Source organism: Peteryoungia wuzhouensis, assembly GCF_003205195.1.
Classification (GTDB): domain Bacteria; phylum Pseudomonadota; class Alphaproteobacteria; order Rhizobiales; family Rhizobiaceae; genus Allorhizobium; species Allorhizobium wuzhouense.
On sequence record NZ_QJRY01000007.1, the window covers coordinates 148,629 to 167,093 of the forward strand.

17 protein-coding genes and 1 tRNA gene are annotated in these 18,465 nt (G+C 61.9%); 8 read left to right on the plus strand and 10 right to left on the minus strand.

Going from position 1 to position 18,465, the window contains the following annotated elements; genetic code table 11:
* Positions 1–49: 49 nt before the first annotated feature.
* The 3 genes from DMY87_RS18385 to DMY87_RS18395 all read right to left on the minus strand — a co-directional run bounded on the left by DMY87_RS18385 (position 50) and on the right by DMY87_RS18395 (position 3,280).
* Positions 50–1,369 (minus strand): homoserine dehydrogenase, encoded by a 1,320-nt coding sequence (locus DMY87_RS18385; protein WP_110793104.1) that lies wholly within the window; start codon positions 1,367–1,369, stop codon positions 50–52.
* Between the two features lie 61 nt (positions 1,370–1,430).
* Positions 1,431–2,648, minus strand: a complete 1,218-nt coding sequence (locus tag DMY87_RS18390) for an LL-diaminopimelate aminotransferase (RefSeq protein WP_110793105.1) — start codon at positions 2,646–2,648, stop codon at positions 1,431–1,433.
* A gap of 227 nt (positions 2,649–2,875) precedes the next feature.
* Positions 2,876–3,280 (minus strand): SHOCT domain-containing protein, encoded by a 405-nt coding sequence (locus DMY87_RS18395; RefSeq protein ID WP_110793106.1) that lies wholly within the window; start codon positions 3,278–3,280, stop codon positions 2,876–2,878.
* 162 nt (positions 3,281–3,442) lie between these two features.
* Between DMY87_RS18395 and DMY87_RS18400 the strand changes: the two genes are divergently transcribed.
* Positions 3,443–5,275, plus strand: coding sequence for a PHA/PHB synthase family protein (locus DMY87_RS18400; RefSeq protein ID WP_110793107.1), 1,833 nt, complete (start codon positions 3,443–3,445; stop codon positions 5,273–5,275).
* 34 nt (positions 5,276–5,309) lie between these two features.
* On the opposite strand, the gene DMY87_RS18405 is transcribed toward DMY87_RS18400, so the two are convergent.
* Both DMY87_RS18405 and DMY87_RS18410 read right to left on the minus strand, forming a co-directional pair.
* Positions 5,310–6,107 carry an SDR family oxidoreductase gene (locus DMY87_RS18405; protein ID WP_110793108.1) on the minus strand — a complete coding sequence of 266 codons (798 nt, stop codon included), beginning with the start codon at positions 6,105–6,107 and terminating at the stop codon, positions 5,310–5,312.
* Positions 6,104–6,433 carry a nuclear transport factor 2 family protein gene (locus DMY87_RS18410; protein ID WP_110793109.1) on the minus strand — a complete coding sequence of 110 codons (330 nt, stop codon included), beginning with the start codon at positions 6,431–6,433 and terminating at the stop codon, positions 6,104–6,106. Before DMY87_RS18410 ends, DMY87_RS18405 begins: the two co-directional genes overlap by 4 nt.
* A gap of 77 nt (positions 6,434–6,510) precedes the next feature.
* Between DMY87_RS18410 and DMY87_RS18415 the strand changes: the two genes are divergently transcribed.
* From DMY87_RS18415 to DMY87_RS18445, 7 genes are all read left to right on the plus strand, one after another.
* Complete coding sequence (locus DMY87_RS18415; RefSeq protein WP_110793110.1) at positions 6,511–6,894, plus strand: winged helix-turn-helix transcriptional regulator; 384 nt, start codon at positions 6,511–6,513, stop codon at positions 6,892–6,894.
* 17 nt (positions 6,895–6,911) lie between these two features.
* Positions 6,912–7,631, plus strand: coding sequence for a DNA/RNA nuclease SfsA (gene sfsA / locus DMY87_RS18420; RefSeq protein ID WP_110793111.1), 720 nt, complete (start codon positions 6,912–6,914; stop codon positions 7,629–7,631).
* A gap of 40 nt (positions 7,632–7,671) precedes the next feature.
* Positions 7,672–8,496: a type I methionyl aminopeptidase gene (gene map / locus DMY87_RS18425; protein WP_110793280.1), complete on the plus strand. Its 825-nt coding sequence runs from the start codon at positions 7,672–7,674 to the stop codon at positions 8,494–8,496.
* Positions 8,497–8,668: 172 nt separating this feature from the next.
* Positions 8,669–9,481, plus strand: a complete 813-nt coding sequence (gene radC, locus DMY87_RS18430; RefSeq protein WP_110793281.1) for a RadC family protein — start codon at positions 8,669–8,671, stop codon at positions 9,479–9,481.
* A 156-nt stretch (positions 9,482–9,637) separates the two neighbouring features.
* The gene (gene sthA / locus DMY87_RS18435; protein WP_110793112.1) at positions 9,638–11,062 is read left to right on the plus strand and encodes a Si-specific NAD(P)(+) transhydrogenase; all 1,425 of its coding nucleotides are present in this window, start codon (positions 9,638–9,640) and stop codon (positions 11,060–11,062) included.
* A gap of 152 nt (positions 11,063–11,214) precedes the next feature.
* Positions 11,215–12,426: an MFS transporter gene (locus DMY87_RS18440; protein WP_110793113.1), complete on the plus strand. Its 1,212-nt coding sequence runs from the start codon at positions 11,215–11,217 to the stop codon at positions 12,424–12,426.
* Between the two features lie 110 nt (positions 12,427–12,536).
* Entirely contained in the window at positions 12,537–13,556 is a 1,020-nt protein-coding gene (locus DMY87_RS18445) for an LLM class flavin-dependent oxidoreductase (protein WP_110793282.1), read from the plus strand.
* Positions 13,557–13,559: 3 nt separating this feature from the next.
* Here the strand turns inward: DMY87_RS18445 and DMY87_RS18450 are convergent, their stop codons facing one another.
* The 5 genes from DMY87_RS18450 to DMY87_RS18470 form a co-directional block, all read right to left on the minus strand.
* Positions 13,560–14,309 carry an MBL fold metallo-hydrolase gene (locus DMY87_RS18450; RefSeq protein WP_110793114.1) on the minus strand — a complete coding sequence of 250 codons (750 nt, stop codon included), beginning with the start codon at positions 14,307–14,309 and terminating at the stop codon, positions 13,560–13,562.
* A 94-nt stretch (positions 14,310–14,403) separates the two neighbouring features.
* Positions 14,404–15,879 carry a trigger factor gene (gene tig, locus DMY87_RS18455; RefSeq protein ID WP_110793115.1) on the minus strand — a complete coding sequence of 492 codons (1,476 nt, stop codon included), beginning with the start codon at positions 15,877–15,879 and terminating at the stop codon, positions 14,404–14,406.
* Between the two features lie 180 nt (positions 15,880–16,059).
* Positions 16,060–16,144, minus strand: a tRNA-Leu gene (locus DMY87_RS18460).
* 148 nt (positions 16,145–16,292) lie between these two features.
* Positions 16,293–16,868, minus strand: coding sequence for a GDYXXLXY domain-containing protein (locus DMY87_RS18465; RefSeq protein WP_110793116.1), 576 nt, complete (start codon positions 16,866–16,868; stop codon positions 16,293–16,295).
* The gene (locus DMY87_RS18470) at positions 16,865–17,974 is read right to left on the minus strand and encodes a DUF2157 domain-containing protein (protein WP_110793117.1); all 1,110 of its coding nucleotides are present in this window, start codon (positions 17,972–17,974) and stop codon (positions 16,865–16,867) included. Before DMY87_RS18470 ends, DMY87_RS18465 begins: the two co-directional genes overlap by 4 nt.
* Positions 17,975–18,465 lie beyond the last annotated feature (491 nt).

Below are 18,465 nucleotides of genomic sequence, written 5' to 3' on the forward strand. Positions count from 1 at the left end.
GGATGCCCAATGGCGGCTGTGGATCGCCCGAGGTCTGGAGGCGCGCCGATCAGCCTTTGGGTCGCTCGATGCGGATGACCTGCGGCTCGCCGATCAGATAACCCTCACCCTTGATCGCACCGACGGCTGTGCGCACAGCACTCTCCATCGTCGCATGGGTGACGAGAATGATCGTCTGCGGCCGGCCGGGTGCCGCCGGCTCCTTGGAATGCTGAACGATCGATTCGAGCGAGATCGCGTTTTCCGCCATGCGGGTCGCAATGCTGGCGAAGACGCCGGTGCGATCCTGGACGGTCAGGCGAATGAAATAGCCGCCTTCGTGGCTCTGCATTTCCGCCTGGCGGTAGGGTTCCAGCAGATGGGCGGGACGACCGAGGACCGGCACATCCTGCGCGCCGGGGCGGCTCTTGGCGATGTCGGTGATGTCACCGAGCACGGCTGAGGCCGTGGCATTGCCGCCGGCACCTGGGCCGACCATCAGCAGCTCGCCCAGAATGTCGGATTCGAGGGCTACCGCATTCGTCACGCCATCGACCTGGGCAATCACGCTGTCAAGCGGGACCATGGTCGGATGCACACGCTGCTCGATGCCGCTCTCGGTCTTCTGGGCCACGCCGAGGAGCTTGATGCGGTAACCGAGGTCGGCGGCCGCATGGATGTCCTCGATCGAGATGTTGGTGATGCCTTCGAGATAGATCTTGTCGGCCGAGATCTCGCAGCCGAAGGCCAGCGTCGTCAGGATCGACAGCTTGTGCGCCGTATCATTGCCCTCGATATCGAAGCTCGGATCGGCTTCGGCGTAACCCAGGCGCTGGGCTTCCTTGAGGCAATCGGCAAATGACAGCCCCTCCCGCTCCATGCGGGTCAGGATGTAATTGCAGGTGCCGTTCATGATCCCATAGATGCGGGTGAAATTGTTGCCGGTCAGCGATTCGCGCAGGGTCTTGATCACGGGGATGCCGCCGGCAACCGCCGCTTCGTAGTTCAACAGCCGGCTCTTTTGCTCGGCGATCTTCGCCAGTTCAACACCGTGACGCGATAGCAGTGCCTTGTTGGCGGTCACCACATGCAGGCCACGCGTCAGGGCGGCCCGCACGGAGCGTTCAGCGGCGCCCTCGGCGCCGCCGATCAGTTCAACGAAGACATCGATGTCGGCCTTTTCCGCCATCTCCGATGGGTCGGCATACCAGGCGATGCCATCCATCAGGATGCCGCGGTCCTTCGTCGCGTCGCGGGCCGTAACGGCGGTTACGCGGATCGGGCGTCCGCAGGCGACGGTGAGCGCGTTGGCCCGTTGCTGGAGGATCCGGACGAGCGAGGCACCGACGGTACCCAGTCCCGCTACGCCGATTTTAAGGGCATCAGCCATGGGGCATTCCTGACGTCATAAAGGAGATGAAAGGGCGGCGGCGAACGCGCCACCCGGAAACTCAACGGTGAGCGTTGAGCGAAATCACGTTGTGCATGGTCTCGTCGGCCGTCGACAGGAACTTCTTGATGTTGCGGGCGGCCTGGCGGATGCGGTGCTCGTTTTCGACGAGGGCGAGACGGACATATTCGTCGCCCATTTCACCGAAGCCGATGCCGGGGGCCACGGCGACGTCCGCCTTCTCGACCAGCAGCTTGGAGAACTCCAGCGAGCCGAGATGGCGGAACTTTTCAGGGATCTTGGCCCAGGCGAACATGGTGGCTGCCGGCGGCGGCACTTCGAAGCCGGCCTTGCCAAAGCTCTCGACCATGACGTCGCGGCGACGATGATAGACGCTACGGACTTCCGCGATGTCGGAACCGTCGCCATTCAGCGCATGGGTTGCAGCCACCTGAATCGGCGTGAAGGCGCCGTAGTCGAGGTAAGATTTGACGCGCGTCAGGGCCGCGATCAGGCGCTCGTTGCCGACGGCAAAGCCCATGCGCCAGCCGGGCATGGAGAAGGTCTTCGACATCGAGGTGAATTCGACGGTGCAGTCCATGGCGCCCGGGACTTCGAGCACGGATGGCGGCGGGTTGCCGTCGAAATAGATTTCAGAATAGGCAAGGTCGGACAGCACGATGATGTCATGCTTCTTCGCGAAGGCGATCACGTCCTTGTAGAAGTCGAGCGTTGCCACCATGGCCGTCGGGTTCGACGGGTAATTCAGGATCAGTGCCAGCGGCTTCGGGATCGAGTGCTTTACGGCACGCTCGAGCGGCGGAAAGAAGGTCTCGTCCGGCTCGACGGTAATCGAGCGGATGACACCGCCGGTCATCAGGAAGCCGAAGGCATGGATCGGATAGGTCGGGTTCGGGCACAGGATAACGTCACCCGGAGCCGTGATGGCCTGCGCCATGTTGGCGAAACCTTCCTTCGAGCCAAGGGTGGCGACCACCTGCGTGTCGGGATTGAGCTTCACGTTGAAGCGCCGAGCATAATAGGCGGCTTGCGCGCGGCGCAGGCCCGGAATGCCCTTGGACGAGGAATAACGATGGGTGCGCGGGTCCTGGACCACTTCACACAGCTTGTCGACGATCGCCTGCGGGGTCGGCAGGTCGGGATTGCCCATGCCCAGGTCGATGATGTCGGCTCCACCGGCTCGCGCGCTCGCCTTCAAACGGTTGACCTGTTCGAAAACGTAAGGCGGCAGCCGCCGGACTTTGTGAAACTCTTCCATCTTCAACCCCTGAAACCGCGCGGGTCTTGTCCGCGGCAGGCGCGCTCGTTTTCCCAGTGAACACACGCTCCGCAACGAACCGCAAAACCGGAGACGGGTGATGATATCCCAACCAGAACGCTGACAGCAAATCTTGTCGCAAATCCGGTTCCGAGCCTTGCCCGGAACGAAAAAGCACGCCGCAACGTCCTGGCTGCTTTGCGGAAAATCCCGCTCAAACGCAAGTGCTATTTGGCAATCAGCGCCTGGGTGTCGGCACCGTGCTCGGCGGCCAGCTTGCGCAGTTCCCGAAGCTTGGCCTGGTACTCGGCTTCCGAGATGGTTCCGGCCTTGCGTGCCTGGCTCAGCGCGGTCAGGCGAAACTGCAAGGCTTGGGCCTCTTCATTGGTCATCTGGACATTCGCGGCATTCAGTGAACCCGCGAAACTTGGATAACCATCGGAATAGGTCGGGCGGGGCGTCGCCGGCTCCGGCTGGTCGGCATCCTCGACCGTGACTTCAAGGCCGGTCGCTGTCGGAACGGCCGCCGGGGCCGGCGCGGACTGGCAACCGGCGCCTGCGGCGAGCGCGACGACACAAAACACGGCGGCCTGACCGCTTCGACCGAAAATAATGCGTAAGCTCTCCACCATGGCCTCGATGTTCCGCTCCACCTGCGGGAAAATTGACGATCTGCAAGGGCGCAGCGATCGATCACCTGCGAAAGACTATGCGCCAATCGCTGGAACTTGTAGTCGTTTTCATGCAGGATAGGCAAACACAAAAGACGCCAGAACAATCCCGGGGAGGACGCCATGGACAGGATACGGGACGAGAGCGGGGCTGGCACTGCATTCGATCCCAAGCTGATCGAGCCGTACATCATCAAGGATCCGCAGGCGCTCGCTGTCAATGCCGCCAGAGCTCTGGAAAACCTGGGAAAAGCGGCATCGGCATGGCTCGAACCCCGACAGGGCGGCGATCTGCCAGATCCCCTGTCTGAGCCTGTAGCCGAAATGGTCAAGACCATGGGCAAGGTCGCGGAATTCTGGATGTCCGATCCCAAGCGGACCCTGGAAGCACAGACGCATCTGCTCAACGCCATCTTCGGCGTGTGGAGCCGATCGATGACGCGATTCGCCGAGCCGGACCAGACGATCGAAGATCCCCTGCCCAAGGACAAGCGCTTCTCCGACGAGGACTGGCAGCGCAATCCCTTTTTCGACTTCCTGCGTCAGACCTATCTCGTTCTGTCGCAATGGGCGGACAAGATGGTGAACGAAGCCGGCGGACTCGACGAACATACCCGCCACAAGGCGAACTTCTACATGCGGCAAATCACGGCAGCACTTTCGCCTGCCAATTTCGTCGCGACCAATCCGCAGCTCTACCGCGAGACGGTGGCGAGCAGTGGCGCCAATCTGGTCAAGGGCATGCAGATGTTTGCCGAAGACATTACCGCTGGCGGCGGGGATCTGCGCATCCGCCAGACGGATACGAGCAAGTTCGCCGTCGGCGAAAACATGGCGATCACACCCGGCAAGGTGATCGCCCAAAGCGATATCTGCGAGGTGATCCAGTATGATGCAACGACCGAGACGGTGCTGAAGCGCCCTCTCCTCATCTGCCCGCCCTGGATCAACAAGTTCTACATCCTCGACCTCAATCCGCAGAAGAGCTTCATCAAATGGTGCGTCGACCAGGGACAGACGGTCTTCGTCATCTCCTGGGTCAACCCTGACGAGCGGCACGCCAAGAAGGACTGGGAAGCCTATATCCGCGAGGGCGTCGACTTCGCGCTCGACACGATCGAGAAGGCAACGGGCGAAAAACAGGTCAATGCCATCGGATACTGCGTCGGCGGCACGCTGCTGGCGGCAGCCCTGGCGCTGCATGCGCAGGAAAAGCGCGAAAGGATCGCGAGTGCGACCCTGTTTACGACGCAGGTGGACTTCACTTATGCCGGCGACCTCAAGGTGTTCGTCGATGAGGAGCAGTTGCACAGCCTGGAAGAGCGGATGCAGGAGACAGGTTATCTCGACGGCTCGAAGATGGCGGCCGCCTTCAACATGCTGCGCGCCTCCGAGCTGATCTGGCCCTATTTCGTCAACAACTACCTAAAGGGCCAGGACCCGACGCCCTTCGACCTTCTCTACTGGAATTCCGATTCGACGCGGATGGCGGCCGCCAACCACTCCTTTTACCTGCGCAACTGCTACCTCAATAACACGCTGAGCCAGGGCAAGATGGAACTCGCCGGCAAACGTCTGTCGCTGAAGGACGTCACCATCCCGATCTACAATCTGGCGACCCGCGAAGACCACATTGCCCCGGCGAAATCGGTGTTCGTCGGCAGTTCCCTGTTCGGCGGGCCGGTGCAGTTCGTGCTCTCCGGCTCCGGGCACATCGCCGGCGTCGTCAACCCGCCGGACAAGACCAAATACCAGTACTGGACCAACGGCCCGGCCGTTGGAAACTATGATGACTGGGTGGAAACGGCCAAGGAAACGCCCGGCTCGTGGTGGCCGCATTGGCAGACCTGGATCGAGAGCCTCGACGCGACCCGCGTCCCCGCCCGCAAGCCGGGTGGAGACGCGCTCAACGCCATCGCCGATGCGCCTGGGCGCAACGTACTCGCCCGAGTCTAACTTCACCCGAACGGTCTGGCGGCTGCCAGCACCATCACACGGTCGGGATCGTCCCGCCATCAATCACATAGTCTGCACCATGGATGGATGCGGCTCGCCCGGAGGACAGGAAGGCCACAAGTTCGGCGACCTCCTCCGGCCAGGCTGGCCGGCCAATGGGGATGCCGCCCAGCGCATCCATGATGCTCTGCCGGGCGGTCTGCTCGTCGATCCCGCCGCTCTCGGCCAGTCGCTCCACCATGCGGTCTGCGGCAGACGTCCTGATCCAGCCGGGAGAGACCGTGTTGACCCGCACGCCTGATAGTCCCAGTTCCTTCGACAGCGCCTTGCTATAGGTTGCCAGTGCCGCCTTCGCGGCGGCATAGGCAATGGTGGACTCATGCAGCGGCAGCCGGTGCTGGATCGAGGCAACATGGATCACGACGCCCTCCCCGCGCTCAAGCATCTGTGGCACCAACAACCTGTCGAGGCGGACGGTCGCCAGCAGGTTGAGCGATAGTTCCTGCTGCCAGAAGGCCTCGGTCGCGGCTTGAAAGCCGCCTCCGGGGGTGGAGGAGCCACCAAGGCAGTGGACGACAACATCCACCCCGCCCAGATGCGACAGGGCTTGGTCTGCGAGCAAAGCGATGCCCTCTGGCATCGACAGGTCTGCCTGGACGAAATGCACGCCGAGACCCACCGATTGCGGTTGGGAACGCGCAGCCGTGACCACCTTTGCGCCCGCCCTTGCAAACCGCGTGACGATCGCTTCACCCGCCCCCATCGTGCCGCCGGTCACAACGACGCGTTTGCCGGCGAACTCCGTCGGATCGATCCTGAACGCCACGCTCATGGGGCGATCTCCAAGCTGGCAATCGCGCCGTCCTTCATCTTGAAACGGTAGCGAAGGATGATGGGGCTGCCCGGAAAATGACCGGACACCTCGGCCGTGGCAATGACATGATCGCCTTTGTTTTCAACAGCACGAAGCTCGGAACGATCGTCATAGGCCGCGATCGTTTCGGTCATCCAGGCCGTGATTTCATCAAGGCCGCGATGCATTCGGCTTTCGTCGCGGACGACCGCATCCTCGGCAAAACCTGACAGGGCCCGCTCGAAATTGCGCGCGTTTCTGGCTTCGAAATAGGCCTTAACCGGCCCCGTTATCGTATTCGACATGGGATCAAATCTCTCGTTTCGGTTAGCGAAAGAGCAGCGCGCTTGCTCGAAAACCAAAATGGGCTTACGTGTATGAAATGGCAAGAACAGACAAAAAAGTAAGGTACCCACTAAAAAGTAAGGATGTCTTCCAGACGCCTGCTGATGGGGCCGAAGGCGTGGAAAACGCCCTTCGGATCCTTGAGGGTCGCTGGAAGCTGGTGATCCTGTTTCATCTCTTCGGCGGGGCCGTTTTGCGGTTCTCCGAACTTGAACGGTCCATTCCGGGAATTTCGCAAAAAATGCTGATCCAGCAGCTCCGCCAGATGGAACAGGATGGGATCGTGCGACGCATCGTTCATCACCAGGTGCCGCCGAAGGTCGAGTATTGCCTGACGGACTGGGGACAGGCGCTTTGCCCCGCGCTCGACGCTCTCCTGACATGGGCGATCAACAAGCCCGCTGACGAACCCGTTTCCTGAGACGTTCACAGGCCGAGATGCTCTTCGATCCACCGCTGGTGCCCGCCACCCTTATCCGCCGCTACAAGCGGTTCCTGTTCGATGCCGTGCTTGATGATGGCCGCGCGATCACCGGATTTTGCCCCAATACCGGCTCGATGCGGGGTCTGACCGAGCCGGGTTCCCGGATCTGGCTATCGCAACATGATGCGCCGAACCGCAAATACGCTCATGCCTTCGAGCTGATCGAGGCGGACGGCACGATTGTCGGGGTCAACACGGCATTGCCGAACCGGCTTGCCGAGGAAGCCATTCTGGCCGGCCTAGTCCCTGCCCTGTCCGGCTTTGCGATCCTGAAGCGCGAGCAGCGCTATGGCCGCAATTCCCGCATCGACATTCTGCTGGAGGATCCGATCAAGGGCAGCGTCCACGTCGAAGTGAAGAATGTGCATTTCACCCGGACATCAGGCCTTGCCGAGTTTCCCGACAGCGTCACGACACGCGGCGCCAAACATCTCGACGAGATGGGGGATCTGGTGGAGGACGGCTTTCGCGCCGCCATGCTGTTCGTTATCCAGCGAAATGACTGCACGCGTCTCAAGATCTGTGGCGATCTCGACCCTGGCTACGGCCGGGCGTTTCGCCGGGCGATTGGCCGCGGGGTCGAGGCGTATGCTCTCTCCTGCCGGCTCGATCCGGCCAAAATCGCCCCTCAACGGCTGATCCCGATAGACGAGGCGGGGGTTGGTGGATTATGAACGGCCAAGCCCCCAGATGAGACATTCCGAAAGCGACTTCATGGTCACCTATATCGACGCGGCCACGGCGCCCCTGAAAAACACCGGTGCCATCAGGCTCTACGATGCCGAAGCCTTCGAGGGCATGCGCCGCGCCTGCCAATTGACGGCGCGCTGTCTCGACGCGCTGGTACCAATGGTCAAGCCCGGCGTGACGACGGCGGCGATCGACCGCTTCGTCTTCGAATTCGGTGCCGATCACGGCGCGCTACCCGCTACGCTGAACTATCGCGGCTACAAATATTCCGTCTGCACCTCGATCAACCACGTCGTCTGTCACGGCATGCCCGACGACAAGCCGCTGCGCGACGGTGACATCGTCAATATCGACGTCACCTTCCTGCTCGACGGCTGGCATGGCGATTCCAGCCGCATGTATCCGGTCGGCCAGATCAAGCGGGCGGCGGAGCGGTTGATGGAAGTCACCTATGAGTGCCTGATGCGTGGCATCGGGGCGGTCCGCCCGGGTGCCCGGACGGGCGCCATCGGTGAAGCGATCCAGACCTTCGCTGAGGCCGAGCGCTGCTCGGTGGTGCGCGACTTCTGCGGCCATGGAGTCGGCCGCCTGTTCCACGACAGCCCGAATATCCTGCACTACGGCAAATCCGACGAAGGCCCGGAAATGCGCGAGGGCATGATCTTCACGATCGAGCCGATGATCAATCTCGGCAAGCCGCATGTGAAGGTCTTGTCCGACGGCTGGACGGCTGTCACGCGGGATCGGTCGCTGACGGCGCAGTACGAGCACACGGTCGGCGTCACCGCCACGGGCTGCGAGATCTTCACGCTCTCGCCTGCCGGTCTCGACCGGCCCGGCCTCGGCTGATCTCGCAGAGGACGACGGCACACGTCACCGCAACTTGAACTTGCGCACGGCGGCAGTCGTGTCAGTATATCCGCGCGGCCATACGCCGCTCGACCATGATGGTCAGGATTGGGGTGGCATGACGAGCAAGCTTCCTTTCTCAGACGAACCGTTGCGCGGCGACGGTGCGGCGATGAAACAGCCGGGCGATCTCTTCGGCATGGATGGATCCCGTTCCGGCCATTCCGCCGACGAACGGAGCTTCTTTGCGGAGCAGCCGGCGCGGGAGAGCAATCTGGCCAAGGCCGCATCCTCACGGGCCGCGCTTCAGCCTGAAGCGCACTACCTTGGGCACCGTGAGCGATTGCGGAACCGCTTCCGCGACGGGGGCGACACGGCGCTGGCCGATTACGAGATCCTCGAACTTCTGCTGTTCCGCCTCATTCCTCGGCGCGATACCAAGCCCATTGCCAAGGCACTGATTGCCCGCTTCGGCACACTTGGCGGCGTCATCGGCGCACCGCCGGCGCTGTTGCAGGAGGTCAAGGGCATCGGCGAAAGCGTCGCGCTCGACCTGAAGCTGATCGCCAATGTCGCTCAGCGCATGCTGAAAAGCGAGTTGCGAGAGAAGCAGGTGCTGTCGTCTTGGTCCTCCGTCATCGACTACTGTCATGCCGCCATGGCCTATGAGACCACCGAACAGTTCCGCATCCTCTTCCTCGACAAGCGCAATGTGCTGATCGCCGACGAAATCCAGGGGCGCGGGACGATCGATCACACACCGGTCTATCCGCGCGAGGTGGTCAAGCGCGCGCTTGAACTCTCTGCCACCGCGATCATCCTCGTCCATAACCATCCGAGCGGCGACCCCACGCCTTCCCGCGCCGATATCGACATGACGCGCACGATCGTCGACACCGCAAAGCCCCTCGGCATCACCGTCCACGACCACATCATTATCGGGAAAGATGGTCACGCCAGCCTGAGAGGACTCCGGCTGATCTGAGCGCCTTTGCCACCGCTGCTGGCTGTCGCTTTGACGCAATAAATTGCCGGATTCCGCGTTTGGCTCGCCATGATAATGAAACGGTTAGATTGCCCTGATATGTTTTGTGCGTGACATTGCACTGCAGCATGAAATTTGACGAATCAGGGGCGCCCCATGAACCAGTATGACCTCGTCGTGATTGGCAGCGGACCAGCCGGCCGCCGCGCCGCGATCCAGGCGGCAAAGCTGGAAAAGAAGGTTCTTGTCATCGAAAAGGGCACCCGCGTCGGCGGCGTCTCCGTGCATACCGGCACCATCCCTTCCAAGACCCTGCGCGAGACGGCCCTCAACCTCACCGGCTGGCGCGAGCGCGGCTTCTATGGCCGCAGCTACCGCGTCAAACAGGAGATCAAGGCCGAGGACCTGCGCCGCCGTCTGCTCATCACGCTCGACCACGAGGTCGAGGTGCTGGAGCACCAGTTTTCGCGCAACCGGGTTTCGCAGCTGCGCGGGACCGCCCGCTTTCTCGATTTGCACACGATCGAGGTGACCAAGGATGACGGCGAAGTCCTGCATGTGAAAGCCGATTCGGTGCTGCTCGCTGTCGGCACCCGTCCCTTCCGCCCGACCCACATCCCCTTTGACGGCGCCAGCGTCCTCGACAGTGACGAAATCCTTGAGATCAAGGATCTGCCGCGCTCGATGATTGTCATCGGTGCCGGTGTCATCGGCATCGAATATGCGACGATCTTCTCCGCACTCGACACTGCTGTCACCGTCGTCGAACCACGCGACACCATGCTCGATTTCATCGACAAGGAGATCGTCGAGGACTTCACCTACCAGCTGCGCGACCGCAACATGAAGCTGATCTTCGGCCAGACGGTCGAGACCGTCGAGAAGGTGGACGGCAAGTGTCGCGTCACATTGAAGAACGGGCGAATCCTGATGGCCGAGATGGTGCTCTATGCCGCCGGCCGCGTGGGCGCGATCGACACGCTGAACCTGTCAGCCATCGGACTCGAGGCGGACAATCGTGGTCGCCTCAAGGTCAATCCGGAAACCTTCCAGACCTCCGTGCCAAACATCTATGCCGCCGGCGACGTCGTCGGTTTTCCCTCGCTTGCCTCGACCTCGATGGAGCAGGGACGCATCGCCGCCCGGCATGCTGTAGGCGCACCGGCCCACGAGCCGCCGCAGTTCTTCCCCTATGGCATCTATGCCGTACCGGAGATCTCGACCTGCGGCCTGACCGAAGAGGAAGTCATCCAGCGCGGCATCCCTTACGAGACCGGCATCGCGCATTTCCGCGAGACCTCGCGCGGCCATATCATGGGCCTCGACAGCGGCATGCTGAAGATGATCTTCTCGCACAAGACCCGCCGCCTGCTGGGCGTCCACATCGTCGGTGAAGGGGCGACCGAACTCGTGCATATCGGCCAGGCCGTGCTCAACCTCAAAGGCACGGTCGAATATTTCGTCGAGAACACCTTCAACTACCCGACGCTGGCGGAGGCCTACAAGATCGCCGGCCTCGACGCCTGGAACCGCATGGGCGAGTTGAAGATCGAGAAGATCGAACGCAAGGCCGCCGAATAGGCCTGTTCGCACCGCTGCCTGTCGCATTGTTCGTGCGCGCATCGCCACCGCAGGTGGACGGATGACGGGCGATACGACTCATGCCAAGGTGGCGCACTTTCAGCCCGCCTGTCTGCGGCCCTTTGCGCTGTCGCGGCAGCAGAGATCATCTGATGTTTTCATCCTTCGGCCAGATTGCCGGCCGCCCGCAATTGCTCGTCCTGTCCCTGATGATCTTCGCCCAGGGCTCGGCCTTCGGGGCAACAATCCCGTATCTGTCGGTGACGGCGATCGGCACGCTTGGGATGAGCGACCAGGCCTATTCGCTGCTCGTCCTCGTCTCGTCGGTTGCCGCGGTCACCATCAGCGTCTCGCTCGGCATTCTTTCGGACATGCTGGGCGATCGTCGGCACATGTTGATCGTCATGTCGGCGCTCGGTGTCGTCGGTTACGGCGCCATCTATCTGTTCCCCTCCGTCCCGGTCTTTCTCGGGGCGACGTCGCTCGTCATTCCCTTCTTCTACGCCACCAGTTCCCTGCTGTTTGCCAGCGCGCGGCTGCATACCGGCGACATGGAGCCGACCGATGCCGCCTCGATCAATGCCACCCTGCGCGCCATCGTCTCCGCCGCCTGGGTGCTGACACCGGCCGGCCTCGGACTGCTGCTCGGCGCATCAGGCAGCATGATCGGCGCCTGGGGTCTGGCCGCGCTGTTCTGCCTGTTCATCCTCGTCTGCGCCGTGTTCGTGTTGACGAAACCGACAAGCCAGCCGGTGCGTGATGCCAATGCACCCGGCTTCTTCGCCGCATTGCGCGAACTCGCTGCCCGCGACATGCTGATCCGCATGGTCTCGATCGCGGCGATCACCTCCACCTTGCGGCTCAGCGGCACGATCTGGCCCCTCATCCTGACCCTGCAACTCGGCGGAAAGACTGCAGACGTGGGGTTGATCGCCGGGATGACGGCCCTCATCGAGATCCCCTTCATGCTGATGTGGGCGCATCTGCTCAAGCGCCACAACATCATCGGCATCATCGTGACGGCGGCACTCGGCTACGGTGCCTATATGGCGGCGCTCAGCTTCGCATCGGCGCCATGGCACATCTACGCCCTCGCTCTGCCGGGTGCCGCCTTCGCCGCAGCCCTGCTCGCGCTACCGCTCAACTATTTCCAGGATCTCTTTCCCGGACGTCCGGGCCTCGGCACAGCCTTCCTGCCGATCAACTCCTTCCTCGGAAACGGCCTGAATGCTGCAGCCTTCGCCATAGGCTCGCACTTCTTCGGTTATTCGGGCTCGTCATGGCTTGGTACGGCTCTTGCGATAGGAGGTGTGATCGGACTGCTTTCGGTGGAACGGCGCGGCGTGCGCGCAGCGATCGACTGACCGGCGGGTCGTCTCTGCAGGCGAAACAGTCTGTCACCCGCGCAGCCCTATGGTGCGGCACGCACCGATGCCATTTAGAGTACAACTCTCATTACACAGGCTTGATCATCATGAAGAAAATCGGGTTCCTTTCCTTCGGCCACTGGTCGCCCTCACCTCAGTCCGGCACCCGCTCGGCGCAGGACACGCTTCTGCAATCCATCGATCTTGCGGTCGCAGCTGAAGAACTGGGGGCTGACGGCGCCTATTTCCGTGTGCACCACTTTGCCCGCCAGCTCGCCTCGCCCTTCCCGCTGCTTGCCGCCGTCGGCGCCCGCACCTCGAAGATCGAGATCGGGACCGGCGTCATCGACATGCGTTACGAGAACCCGCTTTACATGGCGGAAGACGCCGGTTCCGCCGACCTGATTTCGCAAGGCCGCCTGCAGCTCGGCATTTCTCGCGGTTCCCCGGAGCAGGTGATCGAGGGCTGGCGCTACTTCGGCTATCAGCCGGAGGAAGGTCAGAGTGACGCCGACATGGGCCGTCGCCATGCGGAGGTCTTTCTCGACGTGCTGAAGGGCGAGGGCTTTGCCAAGCCCAATCCGCGACCGATGTTCCCCAACCCGCCGGGCCTCCTGCGTCTTGAGCCGCATTCGGAAGGACTGCGCGACCGCATCTGGTGGGGATCCGGCTCGAACGCCACAGCCGTCTGGGCGGCACAGCAAGGCATGAACCTGCAGAGTTCGACCTTGAAGGATGACGAAACGGGCGAGCCCTTCCATGTCCAGCAGGCCAAGCAGATCCGCGCCTATCGCGACGCCTGGAAGGAAGCCGGACACAGCCGCACGCCGCGCGTCTCCGTCAGCCGTTCCATCTTCGCCATCGTCAACGACATGGACCGGGCCTATTTCGGTCAGAGCAAAGACCAGGATTCGATCGGCTTCATCGACGAGAACACGCGCGCCATCTTCGGCCGCTCCTATGCCGCCGAACCGGACAGGCTGATCGATGAGTTGAAGCGCGACGAGGCGATCGCCGAGGCCGATACGCTGCTGCTCACGGTGCCGAACCAGCTTGGCGTCGCCTACAACGCCCATGTGATCGAAGCGATCCTGACCCATGTGGCGCCTGGCCTCGGCTGGCGCTGACGTTCAGAACGCGAGGATGTCGCCGTCCTCCGGGATAATCAGACGGTCGGCGCCGATTGCGCCGGCCGAAACCAGTGCCCTCAGGTCAGCGCGCGTCACAGTCGCGTGGTCGACAGCATCCAGATGCGTGACGACGACGGCTGCGTCTGCCGCAAGCCTGACCGTCTCAAGAACCATCGCGCCATCCATCACCAATGGCCCTTTGCCGTCCCAGAGTGCGCCGCAACCATGGACCACGACAGCGTCGGGGGCCTCGCTGGTGAGCACAGCCACCACCTGGGGGCAGAGAATGGTGTCGCCGGCCCAGTACAGCAGCGGCTCGCCCGGTGCCGAGATCAGGAAGCCGCTCACCTCCCCCATATCGTCTAGAACCTCCGGCGGCCCGTGCTGGCCGTCGGTGGTCCGAATGAGGACTGACCCGACCTGGGCCCCCTCGCCCACCACCCGCACCTCATCAAAGCCCATGGAGCGGATCGCCTCGGCATCACGATGGTGGCAAAGGATCGGCACCTGCTTGGGGATCACCCGTTGTGCGGTCTCGTCGAAATGGTCGGAATGCAGATGTGAGACAAGCACGCCATCAATGCCATCCAGGACCTCGGCGACCGACAGAGGCAGGTTAACCAGCGGCGATTGCGCGCGACCGGAATAGCTGCGGCCCTTGCCCTTCTCAGCCAGCCACGGGTCGATCAGAAGGCGGGCTCCTGCCATCTCGACGATGAGGGTTGCACTGCGGACGAGCTGGATCTGCATCGAATTTACCCCTCGCAATACTTCTTATGGACCAGAATGTGAAAAAGCCGCCCCAAGGGGACGGCTTTTCCTCAACATCAGCAAGGCGCGAAGATTACTCGGCGTCGCCTTCGGCGGCCTTCTTCTTCGGGGCCGCCTTCTTCTTCGGAGCGGCTTCTTCGCCTTCGGCAGCGTCGTCAGCCTTGGCAGCAGCCTTCTTCTTGGAAGCAGCCTTCTTCGGCTTGTCGCCTTCCTCGGCGTCTTCGGCGAGCAGTTCTTCCTTGGTCACGGTCTTGTCGGTGACGGTGACGTCAGCCAGCAGCTTGTCGATGACCTTTTCTTCGAAGATCGGGGCGCGCAGCGAAGCGGCGGCACCCGGGGTCTTGCGGAAGAATTCCAGGATTTCCTTTTCCTGGCCCGGGAACTGCTGCAGCTGGGCGAAGAGCGAACGCTGCATTTCCTCGTCGGTCACTTCGATGCCGGCCTTTTCGCCGATTTCGGAGAGAACGAGGCCGAGGCGAACGCGGCGCTCGGCGAGCGTGCGATATTCTTCGCGGGCGGCTTCTTCCGTCGTGTCTTCGTCAGCGAAGGTCTTGCCGGACTGGGCGAGATCGGTGTTGATCTGGCGCCAGATGTTGTCGAACTCGGCATCGATCAGCTTCGAGGGGGCTTCGAACTTGTAGATCGCGTCGAGCTGGTCGAGGATCTGACGCTTGATCTTCTGGCGGGTGACGTTGCCGTACTGGCTTTCGATCTGGCCGCGGACGATTTCCTTCAGCTTCTCGACCGATTCGACGCCAAGCTTGGTGGCGAGGTCATCGTTGATTTCGGTCGCTGCCGGAGCTGCCACTTCCTTGACGGTGATGTCGAAGGTGGCTTCCTTGCCGGCGAGGTTGGCAGCCGGGTATTCCGCCGGGAAGGTCACGGTGATGACCTTTTCGTCGCCAGCCTTGAGGCCGACCAGCTGCTCTTCGAAGCCGGGGATGAAGCGGTTCGAGCCGATGACGAGTTCTGCGTCTTCGTCCTTGCCGCCGTCGAAGGCAACGCCGTCGACCTTGCCGAGGTAATCCATAGTGACGCGGTCGCCGTCGGCGGCCTTGCCCTTCTTGGTCTCGAACGTGCGGGCGCTTTCGGCGATCTTGAGGATCTGCTCGTTGATCTCGTCTTCCGAGATCTCGACCACTTCGCGGGTGACCTTGATGCCGTCAACCGACTTCAGCTCGATCGCAGGGATGATTTCGTAGGAGAGCGTGAATTCCAGGTCGGCCTGGGCGTTCAGGATCTTTTCGGCTTCGGCCTCGTCCTCGGTCATCGCGATTTCCGGCTGGGTCGCCGACTTTTCGCCGCGCTCCGACAGGATCGCGCTCGGACGGTCGCGGATGATCTCGTTGACGAGTTCAGCCATGATCGACTTGCCGTACATCTTCTTGACGTGGGAAACCGGCACCTTGCCCGGGCGGAAGCCGTTGATCCGGACCTTGTCCTTCACGTCGGCCAGACGCTCGTTCATCTGCTGTTCCATGTCCTTGGCCGGGATCACGACCTTGATTTCGCGCTTCAGCCCTTCAGCGAGCGTTTCGATAACCTGCATGTTCTTACCTTCATGTCGTGGCGGCCGTGCTCGGGCAGCCGGTGGTTTCACTGAGCACGACGCCGGAATTCATTTATCCGGACGTGGCTGCGTCGCAATCAAACATTCTGCCAAGCAAAACGGCGCCGGATGGGTCAGAGCCACATAGTTGCGTCTCTTATCCATCCCGCGCGGCCTAGCTGGTGCGGGTAGAGAGACTTGAACTCCCACGCCTTGCGGCACCAGAACCTAAATCTGGCGTGTCTACCAATTTCACCATACCCGCGTCCAAAAGCGCATGCTGCGTTCGCGCATGGCCCCTCCGGAGCGCGCGTCTCTATAACACCCGTTTTTCTGCACGCAAAGGAAAAATGACAGGGCCGCAAAGCGGACGGGGCCGGCTCCACAGGCATTGCAGGGGGCACATGGCACGCTCAGTAGAGGGGCTCTTCGTAGAGTGGCTGGCCATCGAGCATCAGCGCACGAATCTGCGCAGTGCCCTCGTCAGAGACGCGCACTGCAACGGACACACGGCCTTCGTTGCGGCCATCCTCGATCGGCCGCCCCTCGCCTTCCGGGACGTAATAGCTCTCTATGCCGTAGGAAACCAGGAAGGAGCCGTCCTCCGTCCACTGCCAGTCATAGATCTCGACCGGAAGCGATGTGAGGATGACGCTTCCTGCCTTCGCGGGCAAAGCATCGAAGGAGGCCTCCGCCACCGTCCAGAAGCCATCTGCGCCCGGCGCGATGCGTACATTGAGGGGCAGCGAGTTTCCGGCGACGGGCCTGGTCCCCTTGATCACCGAATTGGGGATATTCGAGATATCATAGGACAGAATGACATAGTCGCCGCGCAACAGGTCGCGGGGATCGACCGGGGCCGTCTTCAGCAACACCTCGGTGCCTGAGCGCAGGATCGACGCACGGCCCTCGATCATCGAACCAAGAATGGCCGTCTGCGCGAGTGCGACGAGGACAGCGACCGCAGCGAAGGGTTTTGCAGAAATCATGGCGTCACCTCGGCAGTCCGACGGGAGAAGCGCTTTTCGAGCCGGACGACGACGAAGGCGAGCAGCGCGACGACAAGGCCCGACAGGAGGAAGAAGGCAGAGGTGCCGAGAATGCTGTCGATCGTCTCATAGGAGAGATAAAGCACCTCGGCGGCGAAGGCGGCATAAGCGAGAAAACGCACGGCGCCATTGTCCCGGCCTTCAAGCGCGATTGCCGCAATGGCCAAGCCAAGGATGACGATGCCAAGGATGGCGATCGACATGGCGTCTAGAAGCTGTGCCTGCACAAAGGAGAATGCCGAAAACGCCATGATGAGCGCATAAAAGCTAGCAGACGCGCCGAGCCGCCGGTGAAGGGACGCGAGCGGCGAACGCGGCAAAGTGAGAAGAAAGAAGACGGCACTTGCACACAGGGCGATCGAGAAGGCCCAGGTGATGTCTTCGTCGATAATCGCCACCCACCAGATCCAGGCCAACAGCAGCAGATAGCCAAAGTGCTTGGCCCGGCTTGCGCCCGTCCAATGGGCGAGCGCAAAGATCGCGACGGCACCGAAGGGTGGCCACCAGGCCCAGAGCCCGTGTCCGCCGACCTCCCACCCGAAACTGTCGAAGCCGCCACCGAATGCAACCAGGGAAAGTGCGCCCGCCACAACGGCCAAGGCTCCGGACCGGAAGAGCGCTGCCGATACCGCCGTGACAATGAACCAGAGGAACATCGCCGCGAAGGTATCGCCGGAGAGGTGGTAAAGCTGACCAATGAGGGCGATGGCACCTCCGAAGGTCGCAGCACCGAGAACCAGCGATGCCGCAGCGATCCGGTCAGCGCCATAGGCGCGGGCCGCCAGCGCTGCACCGTGAAAGATCCAGATCAGGCCGAGGATGCCCACCACCCTGGCAAGGCGCGGTATCGCCTCCCAGTTCGCGGCCACCAGCATCAGGATCGATGCAGCAATCAGGACGGCCGCGAACATCGAAAGGATGGTGCCGATACTGAAGCGGTTGCCGCGCGAATCAACATCATCGAGTAGACGCCGCGCAGTCTCAGCATCGATCAGACCACGCTTTGTCCAGTCATCCAGATCGTTCTTCAGCCTTCCACGATACATTCCCAGCCGTCCTCTATGCGGTTCGGCCCAATCTGCAATCGCGCGAAGCCAAAGACAAGTCTCCCACTGGCACCCTTATCGGGTGAATATGCCCCCATGCATCGACCGCATGCCTCTCATGCCAATATTGCACTGCAATAATCGGTATGTGTCACCTATATTTCCATCAACAGAGCGACGTCACGCGTTGCTCGGATCTTCGGCCCGCATACTCCTCCTCCCAATGCGGGGTCGATTGATCGGCGACACTCCTCCTCCCAGTCGCTGATCTGCAAAAATGACGCTCACCGGACCTCCTCCCCCGGTGAGCGTTATTTTTTTTGCCCTGCTGCGGGTCGAAAACGCCCCCGCGACCTCCATGCCTCTCCCGGAGCAAAAATTCTGATGATGCAGACGCTCAAAAAAGCGCCACTTAACAAACTGTTAAGGTGCTTGATATGCACGATGCGCATGGGTGCCGTGCCGCATTATGTCTTCAATCGTTTCGCAAC

What these genes read in the sequence shown, in the direction of transcription:
- DMY87_RS18450 (WP_110793114.1), bottom strand. Translation starts at nt 14,309, where the DNA reads ATGCAGATCCAGCTCGTCCGCAGTGCAACCCTCATCGTCGAGATGGCA.
- DMY87_RS18400 (WP_110793107.1), top strand. Translation starts at nt 3,443, where the DNA reads ATGGACAGGATACGGGACGAGAGCGGGGCTGGCACTGCATTCGATCCC.
- map (WP_110793280.1), top strand. Translation starts at nt 7,672, where the DNA reads ATGGTCACCTATATCGACGCGGCCACGGCGCCCCTGAAAAACACCGGT.
- DMY87_RS18395 (WP_110793106.1), bottom strand. Translation starts at nt 3,280, where the DNA reads ATGGTGGAGAGCTTACGCATTATTTTCGGTCGAAGCGGTCAGGCCGCC.
- tig (WP_110793115.1), bottom strand. Translation starts at nt 15,879, where the DNA reads ATGCAGGTTATCGAAACGCTCGCTGAAGGGCTGAAGCGCGAAATCAAG.
- DMY87_RS18410 (WP_110793109.1), bottom strand. Translation starts at nt 6,433, where the DNA reads ATGTCGAATACGATAACGGGGCCGGTTAAGGCCTATTTCGAAGCCAGA.
- DMY87_RS18440 (WP_110793113.1), top strand. Translation starts at nt 11,215, where the DNA reads ATGTTTTCATCCTTCGGCCAGATTGCCGGCCGCCCGCAATTGCTCGTC.
- DMY87_RS18385 (WP_110793104.1), bottom strand. Translation starts at nt 1,369, where the DNA reads ATGGCTGATGCCCTTAAAATCGGCGTAGCGGGACTGGGTACCGTCGGT.
- DMY87_RS18465 (WP_110793116.1), bottom strand. Translation starts at nt 16,868, where the DNA reads ATGATTTCTGCAAAACCCTTCGCTGCGGTCGCTGTCCTCGTCGCACTC.
- DMY87_RS18405 (WP_110793108.1), bottom strand. Translation starts at nt 6,107, where the DNA reads ATGAGCGTGGCGTTCAGGATCGATCCGACGGAGTTCGCCGGCAAACGC.
- sthA (WP_110793112.1), top strand. Translation starts at nt 9,638, where the DNA reads ATGAACCAGTATGACCTCGTCGTGATTGGCAGCGGACCAGCCGGCCGC.
- radC (WP_110793281.1), top strand. Translation starts at nt 8,669, where the DNA reads ATGAAACAGCCGGGCGATCTCTTCGGCATGGATGGATCCCGTTCCGGC.
- sfsA (WP_110793111.1), top strand. Translation starts at nt 6,912, where the DNA reads ATGCTCTTCGATCCACCGCTGGTGCCCGCCACCCTTATCCGCCGCTAC.
- DMY87_RS18445 (WP_110793282.1), top strand. Translation starts at nt 12,537, where the DNA reads ATGAAGAAAATCGGGTTCCTTTCCTTCGGCCACTGGTCGCCCTCACCT.
- DMY87_RS18390 (WP_110793105.1), bottom strand. Translation starts at nt 2,648, where the DNA reads ATGGAAGAGTTTCACAAAGTCCGGCGGCTGCCGCCTTACGTTTTCGAA.
- DMY87_RS18415 (WP_110793110.1), top strand. Translation starts at nt 6,511, where the DNA reads ATGGCAAGAACAGACAAAAAAGTAAGGTACCCACTAAAAAGTAAGGAT.
- DMY87_RS18470 (WP_110793117.1), bottom strand. Translation starts at nt 17,974, where the DNA reads ATGTATCGTGGAAGGCTGAAGAACGATCTGGATGACTGGACAAAGCGT.